Origin of the sequence: Adlercreutzia muris (genome assembly GCF_008831045.1) — a bacterium.
Lineage (GTDB): Bacteria > Actinomycetota > Coriobacteriia > Coriobacteriales > Eggerthellaceae > Adlercreutzia > Adlercreutzia muris.
In genome coordinates, this window is the sequence record NZ_WAJS01000006.1 from 88,302 (window position 1) to 95,356 (window position 7,055).

Annotated in this window: 4 protein-coding genes and 1 pseudogene; 2 read left to right on the forward strand and 3 right to left on the reverse strand. The window is 65.1% G+C overall.

Features of this window, described 5'->3' with window-relative positions:
- The first annotated feature begins 46 nt into the window (after window positions 1–46).
- Together F8D48_RS03100 and F8D48_RS03105 are read left to right on the forward strand one after the other, a co-directional pair.
- Window positions 47–1,519 (forward strand): LuxR C-terminal-related transcriptional regulator, encoded by a 1,473-nt coding sequence (locus F8D48_RS03100; RefSeq protein WP_135969910.1) that lies wholly within the window; start codon window positions 47–49, stop codon window positions 1,517–1,519.
- Between the two features lie 43 nt (window positions 1,520–1,562).
- The gene (locus tag F8D48_RS03105; protein ID WP_151429919.1) at window positions 1,563–2,132 is read left to right on the forward strand and encodes an NAD(P)H-dependent oxidoreductase; all 570 of its coding nucleotides are present in this window, start codon (window positions 1,563–1,565) and stop codon (window positions 2,130–2,132) included.
- Window positions 2,133–2,196: 64 nt separating this feature from the next.
- Here the strand turns inward: F8D48_RS03105 and F8D48_RS03110 are convergent, their stop codons facing one another.
- The 3 genes and pseudogenes from F8D48_RS03110 to F8D48_RS12235 form a co-directional block, all read right to left on the reverse strand.
- Entirely contained in the window at window positions 2,197–4,869 is a 2,673-nt protein-coding gene (locus tag F8D48_RS03110; protein WP_240806196.1) for an excinuclease ABC subunit UvrA, read from the reverse strand.
- A gap of 333 nt (window positions 4,870–5,202) precedes the next feature.
- Entirely contained in the window at window positions 5,203–6,399 is a 1,197-nt protein-coding gene (locus F8D48_RS03115) for a site-specific integrase (protein WP_151429920.1), read from the reverse strand.
- 277 nt (window positions 6,400–6,676) lie between these two features.
- Window positions 6,677–6,916, reverse strand: a pseudogene (locus F8D48_RS12235) (hypothetical protein); the annotation flags it as partial.
- Between the last annotated feature and the right edge of the window lie 139 nt (window positions 6,917–7,055).

The following is a 7,055-nucleotide window of genomic DNA, read 5'->3' on the forward strand; positions in this document are numbered from 1 at the left end:
CTAGTTTCTAGTGAGGCGGGAGAGCAGGGAAGGGGAGCGGGTCGGGATGGAGAAGAAGGGCGTGTCGCTGCAATCGCGGTTCATGGCGGAGTTGAGCCGGGCCAATTTTCCCATGATGGTGGGGTTTGCGCTGTGCCAGGTATGGCTGAGCCTGTGCTTCTTCGCGCCGCAGCTGTTCCCTGAGAATTCGTCGGTGAGCGTCTACGAGATATCGCTCGTGGCCTGCGTGGTGTCGCTCGTGCCGGCACTGGCGTCTCCTAAGGCGAGCGAGGCCTGGCTCGAGCGGCCATGGAGCGTGCGGGCCGTGGCCCTCTGCGCGAGCGTGGGCACCCTGGCCATTCCGTTCTCGGCGGGAAGCACGGGGCTCGACGGGGCGCTCCAGGTGTTCGCCGGTCTTTTGACCGGCATTGCCTCGGGGTGGCTGTTCGTCGGCTGGTACCAGGCCTTCTGTAAGCTGGGGGATCTCATCGGCTTCGTGCTCGGCGTGGTGGCGAACAACCTTTTCATGTACGTGCTGACGGCGGTGGCCTATCTGCCGGAGGTGAGCCCGTGGATCATGGTGGCCGTCGCCTGCGCCCTGCCGCTCCTCTCGGCTCTCCTTCTCAACCGCCGACCGGAGACGGCCGATTTCGTGGGAGAGCCCACCCTTCCGCCGCGCCGGAGCCAGCCGCGGCGCGTTCTGGCGCTGCTGTGCGCCAGTATCTTCTTCGTCAGCTTCGTGGACGAGTTCATGCGCAACTACTATTTGGAAGGTACTGACCTGGCCTTTTACTCGGGAAGCTTCAATCTGGTGCTGCTGGTGGCCAAGGTGGCCTGCTCCACGGTGCTCGTGGTCATCATCGCCGACCGGAGCCGCAAGATGTCTTTGGTCTACCGCATCTCCTTCTTGCTGACCATGGCGGCGGTGCTGCTCATGCCCTACGGGGGCCATTGCCCCGATGTCATGTACGGCATCGCCAGCTTCGGGGCCTTCCTCTTCAAGATCATGATCATGATTCTGGCCTTCAACTTCTGCCAGCGCTATCGCACGTCGCCCTTGCTGGTCTATGCGCTGACGCGCATCACCTTCTCCCTCGACCTGCTGCTCGGCTTCGGGGGCTTCAACGTCTACCGAATGCTGGCGCCCGCAGTGCCCGACCTGCTGGGGCTCATCTCTGTGGCCCTTGGGCTGCTCGTGGTGGCCATCTACTCGTTCGTGTTCACCGATCGCTCCTACGCCCCCTCCTTCGTGGCCGCCGACGGGCCTGCGCCGAGCGGGGAGACGGTGGAGGAGCGCTGCGACCGCCTCGTGCGCGTGGGCAGTCTGTCGCGGCGCGAGTCCGACGTGTTGCGACTCGTGGCGAAGGGGCGCTCCGCTCCGCGCATCTGCGAGGAGCTGCACCTGGCCATGAACACGGTGAACACCCATACGAGCCACATCTATCAGAAGCTGAAGATCCATTCGCGCCAGGAGCTTCTCGACCTGTTGGAGAATATGGCTCCTGAAGAGGAGCGTCCTTCGGTTGGCGGCCGCTCGTGACTAAAACCAGTATACTGAGACTATTTCGACAGAAAGGAACCCCATGACCGTACTGTTTGTGAATGCGTGCCTGCGTGGCGAGGAATCGCGTACGCTCACGTTGTGCCGCGAGTACTTGGAGGGCGTCGACGACGTGGAGGAGGTGAATCTCGCCGAGCTGTGCCTGGAACCCTACTACGGAGAGGCGGCAGCCTACCGCGCCCAGCTGGAGAAGGACGGCCAGTTCGATGACCCGATGTTCGATCTGGGCAGGCAGTTCGCCGCAGCTGATGAGGTCGTCATCGGTGCGCCCTATTGGGATCTGTCGTTTCCCGCGGCGCTGAAAGTGTACATCGAGCACGTGGCCGTCATGGGTATGGTGTTCCACTACACCGCCGAGGGCCGCTGCGAGGGCCTGTGCCGCGCGAAGCACCTCACCTACATCACCACGGGCGGCGGCAACGTGGCCGCTGCGAACTTCGGCTACGAGTACCTGCGCGGCATCGCCGGCATGTTCGGCATTCCCGAGACCCGCTTCGCCGCTGCCGAGAACCTGGATGTGGTGGGTGCCGACATCGAAGCGAACCTGGATGCAGCCCGCGCCCGGCTCGCCGAGCTGAAAGCGACGCGCTAGGAAGTGGGTCGCGGCGTGGCGCGGGGCCCGTGGCGACTTGCGGGTCGCGCTGGCCCGCGGGTCGCTAGCCCTCCAGTTCGCGGGCCAGGTAGCGACCGGTGACGCTTTCCGGGTTGGCGGCCACCTGGGTGGGCGTGCCCGTGGCGACGATACGGCCGCCAGCCTCGCCGCCGCCCGGACCCATGTCGATGAGGTAGTCGGCATTGGCAATCATGTCCAGATCGTGTTCGATGACCACCACGGTGGCGCCCTGCTCCACGAGGCTCTGCAGCACGGCGATGAGCGTGGCCACGTCCAGCGGGTGCAGCCCGATGGTGGGCTCGTCGAAGATGAAGAGGGTGTCGCTCTGGTCGCGGCGCATCTCGCTGGCCAGCTTCAGGCGCTGGGCCTCGCCGCCGGAAAGCGCCGGGGTGGCCTCGCCCAAGGTGAGATAGCCCAGGCCCAGATCGCGCAGGGTTTCCAGCTTGGTGCGCGCCTTCTTCTGGGGCGCGAGCGCTGCGGCGGCCTGGTCTACGGTGAGCGACAGCAGCTCGGGCAGCGACAGGGTGGCCACGGCGTGGAAGTCGTCGGCGCGGCTGGATGCGCCAGGGTTGGCGCTTTCCGCGGCGGGGGCGCCGGGAATTGCGTCGGACCTGCCTTCGGCACTGCTGCCTGGGTAGTCGTCAACAGCCATTTGGATGGCGTCGGCGGCTCGGCCGTAGCGGCTGCCGCGGCAGTCGGGGCAGGGGATGTCCACATCGGGAAGGAATTGCACGTCCAGGGAGATCTGCCCCGTGCCGTCGCAGGTGGGGCAGCGCAGAGACCCGGTGTTGTAGGAGAAATCGCCGGCCTTGAGCCCCGCAGCCTGGGCCTCGGGCAGCTTCGCGAAAGCGCGGCGTAGGTCGTCCAGCACCCCAGAATAAGTGCCCACGGTGGATCGCACGTTCACGCCGATGGGCGTGGCGTCAACCAGATCGACCCGGGCGATGCCGGGCGCTTCCACATCCAGCACATGACCGGGTAGGGGCTGTCCGGCCAGGGCCGCCTTCAGGGCCACAACAAGGCTCTCCAGCACCAGCGTGGTCTTCCCCGATCCGGATACGCCGGTGATGCAGGTGAGGCGTCCCTGGGGAATGGCCACTTCCAGGGGCTTCACCGTGTGAAGTCCGTCCATGGTCAGGCGGATGGAACCCTCGTCGAACAGGTGCGGCGCGGCTACGGGCGTGCGCACGCGCACCTTCGCCGTGCCGGCCAGAAACGGCCCGATGCGACTGGCCGGGTTTGCCTCCACCGCGGCCACCGGCCCCTGGGCGATAATGCGGCCGCCGTCGGCTCCCGACCCGGGCCCGATCTCGATGAGGTGGCTCGCGTGGCGCAGCACGGCCACGTCGTGGTCCACCATCACGACGGAGTTCCCGTCGGCCAGCAGGTCGTCCATGACCCCCAGCAGCCCCTCTACGTTGGCCGGGTGCAGCCCGATGGAGGGCTCGTCCAGCACGTAGAGCACACCGGTCGTGCGGCTGCGCACGGCGCGGGTGAGGGCCACGCGCTGGCGCTCGCCATTGGAAAGGGTCTCGCTGGCGCGGTCGAGGGTGAGATACCCCAGGCCCAGCTGCTCCAGCCTTTGCATGGGCTCGGCCATCTCACTGGTGATGGCATCGGCCATAGAACGCATATCGGCCGGCAGCCAGGGGGCCACCGTGGGCAGCCAGTCTCGCAGCTCATCCAGGGTGAAGGCCGTCACTTGGGCAAGGTTCAGTCCGTCGATCTGGCTTTCCCGGGCCGCCGCCGATAGGCGCGTGCCGTGGCAGGCGGGGCAAACTGACTCGCAGAGGAACTTCGCCACCCGCGCCATGCCCTTCTCGTCCTTGGCCTTGGCCAGGGCATTCTTCACGGTGTTCACGGCGCTGTAGTAGGTGAAATCGAGCTCGGTGGCGTGGTCTTTGTTCTTGGGCACGTAGAGGATGTGGCGCTTCTCCATGGGGCCGCGCAGCACCATGTCCTGCTCGGCGTCGGTGAGGTCTTGGAAGGGCACGTCGGTGCGCACGCCCATTTCGCGGGCCACCTGGGGCATGAGCGACCACATGAGCTGTCGCCACGGAGCCACGGCGCCTTCGTCTAGGCTGAGGGTGGGGTCGGGCACCAGGGTGCTCTCGTCAATGTCGCGCACTACGCCCGTGCCCCCGCAGGTGGGGCAGGCACCGCCGCTGTTGAAGGCCAGGTCCTCGGCAGAGGGACCGTAGAATTCCACGCCGCAGGTAGAGCAGGTGATGGGTTGCTCGGCCGCCACGTTCAGGGTCGGCGCGTTGCGGTGGCCGTTGGGACAGCAATGGGCGCCGAGGCGTGAGACCATGAGCCGCAGGTAGTTCAACAACTCGGTGGAGGTGCCGAAGGTGGAATGCACGCCGGGCGTGCCCGGCCGCTGCCGTAGGGCCAGGGCGGCGGGTACGTGCAGCACCTCGTCCACCTCGGCGCGGCCCGCTTGGGCGATGCGCCGCCGCGTGTAGGTGGACAGCGCTTCAAGGTAGCGACGGCTGCCCTCGGCGTACAGCACGCCCAGGGCCAGCGAGCTCTTGCCCGACCCCGACACGCCCGCGATGGCCACGAGCTGACGCAGCGGCACCTCAAGCGAGAGGTTCTTCAAGTTGTGCACCCGCGCCCCGCGCACCTCAATGGCGGTCGGCTCGGTGAAGGTGGCGGGGACGGCAGACTCCAGGTTGGTCGGCGCAGTCATGGCAGAGGTAGGGGAATCAGTCATAGTGGCTCCTGGGGAAAGGTGCGGTGTCTCCCTGCTAGTGTAGCCCTTTGCCGCGGCGGAAAGGCGGTGAGTTCGTTTCAGTTCCCCGAACGACGCGTTCGCGTTTCCACTGACGGGCGGAGCGAGTCGTTGTGGGGGCGGCACGCACCATGCTGCGTCGCATTGTGGAGCTTAAAAGCGCCTAATCGGGCCTATTGGCACACGATTGGCACACACGGCAAGTTTTTGGACGTTGAAAAGAGAACAGGCCGACAAGTTTTTTCCTTGCCAGCCTGCGGAAATTCTGGAGCCAACGAGCGGATTCGAACCGCTGACCTACGCATTACGAGCAGGTCATTTAATCCGCAAGTGAGCAGGCAAAACGTCTTGCTTTTCTGCGACCGAATGCGCTAATGCGTCGTAGCTGCATCGGCATTCCTCGCCGATAAGCTCCACGAGGTTGTCGGCGATCATCGCGAGGGCGCGGCGTTGGCGACTCATGTAGTTGCGCCCGCGGGTCGTTCCATCGTCGTGGCCCATGGCCAATGATACCACGGAATCGGGGCTTCCGGCCTCGGCCTGCATGTTGGAGTACATGCTGCGCATATCTCCGAAGCGCACGTACTCTACGCCGTTGCGCTCGCACCATTTGGCCCAGTTGCGCGACACGTGCTGCGGGTTCGCGAACCGAGACACCCTCACCTCGCCGTCACGCACTCCCGGCGCTGGCACGATCGGGCTTTGCCATGCCTTCTCGGAGGCGGCGAGCAAGATCCCGGCGAAGGGCTCTGCGAACCACACCTCCCGCTCGCTGCTCTCGGTCTTGGTGCCCTTGAGCACCTTCTGCCCGCCCACCGTGACGATGGCGCGCTCCACGCTCACCACGGCGTAGCGCTCGCCGCGCAGTTCCTCCTCTCTGATGTCGGGGCCCATGACGCCGCAGGCCTCCTCGTGGCGCATCCCGCCGACGATCTCCATGACGATCAGCGGGTAGTAGCGCGATCGGGAGACGGACGCCATCCAGGCCGGCAGCTCGCCCACGTCGATCACGTGCTTCTTCCGGCGGTTGCGCGGCTTCATCCTCACGCTGCGGTCCACCGGGTTCCAGGTCATCAGCCCCTCGCGCAAGGCCATGTTGCACATCTTCTTCCAAAGCGAGTGGGCGGCGCGCTGCACAGAGGGCGCCTGGATGTCGGCGATCACCTCGCAGACGCGGTGGTAGTCGGTGTCGGCCACGCGGTCGCCGGCAATGCGCGGCTTCAGCTCCACGTCCCAGACGCGGTTGTAGCCGTGCCTGGTCTTCTCGGCCAGGCCGTCCATCGAGGGCGCCACCACGCGGTTCCAGAACGTGCCCCAGGTGTCGAGGCGCTGCGTGCGGTAGTCGCCGATGCGCCGGCGCGCGAGCTCGATCTCCGCCTCGTCGCGGGTGCCGTGGATGACCTTCGACTTCTGCACCCGCTTGCCAGAGGGGTCGATGCCGGCGTAGTAGTAGATCCGGTACTTGTTCTCGCCCATGCGCTGAATATGGCCGAAATGCGATCGTTGAGACATGGTACAATACTCCTCGGTTATGCATCGACGGCTTACGGGCCCCGATGCCGCTGCGAGTCCCTCATGCCGGCCGGCACTGCGGGGGACTCGATATCCTTGTGAACCCCGCCTCAATCCGCCAAGATCACTGCGGGGTTCCTTCTTCTGTCTGACAGATTCCCAAAAACCAATCAACGCATTTGTCAAAATTCCTTTACTTCCACTCCGGCTATTTGTACAATAGTCTTGCCGACTTGGGAAGGAACAAAGCTGGGTCCCCGAATGGGGGTAGGCGCCTCTAGCGCTTAGAATCCCTTGCTCCTGGGGTCGGCTTCTTTTTTGCCCGCTTCTCTAATTCGTCCTTGGTGCGATCGATTACGTGATCGGGGTCCTTGCGGATGGCATCCACTACAGCCTCCACTGCCTGCTGCGAATAGACGTAGCTCGGGCACGCCTCTCCGCTCAGCGCGCGGTTGTGCGCGTACCGTTTCTCGGACTTCATGCCGTAGAAGCAGACGAACAGGTTCCAGTGGAAGTTGTTGAACTCCTTGGGTTAAGGCTCAAAAAGTGTGCTCTTAGCATTATTCACTGTCTGTACCGGGTTGGCATGTGGAACTCGTTCCAGTCGATGCCGGACCCGTACTCCTCGGGAGCCCCGTCATCCCGCCCGCGCTTGC

Bases quoted from the DNA above. Each gene is read 5' to 3' on its own strand.
- F8D48_RS03100 (WP_135969910.1), top strand. From the start codon at position 47: ATGGAGAAGAAGGGCGTGTCGCTGCAATCGCGGTTCATGGCGGAGTTG.
- F8D48_RS03105 (WP_151429919.1), top strand. From the start codon at position 1,563: ATGACCGTACTGTTTGTGAATGCGTGCCTGCGTGGCGAGGAATCGCGT.
- F8D48_RS03110 (WP_240806196.1), bottom strand. From the start codon at position 4,869: ATGACTGATTCCCCTACCTCTGCCATGACTGCGCCGACCAACCTGGAG.
- F8D48_RS03115 (WP_151429920.1), bottom strand. From the start codon at position 6,399: ATGTCTCAACGATCGCATTTCGGCCATATTCAGCGCATGGGCGAGAAC.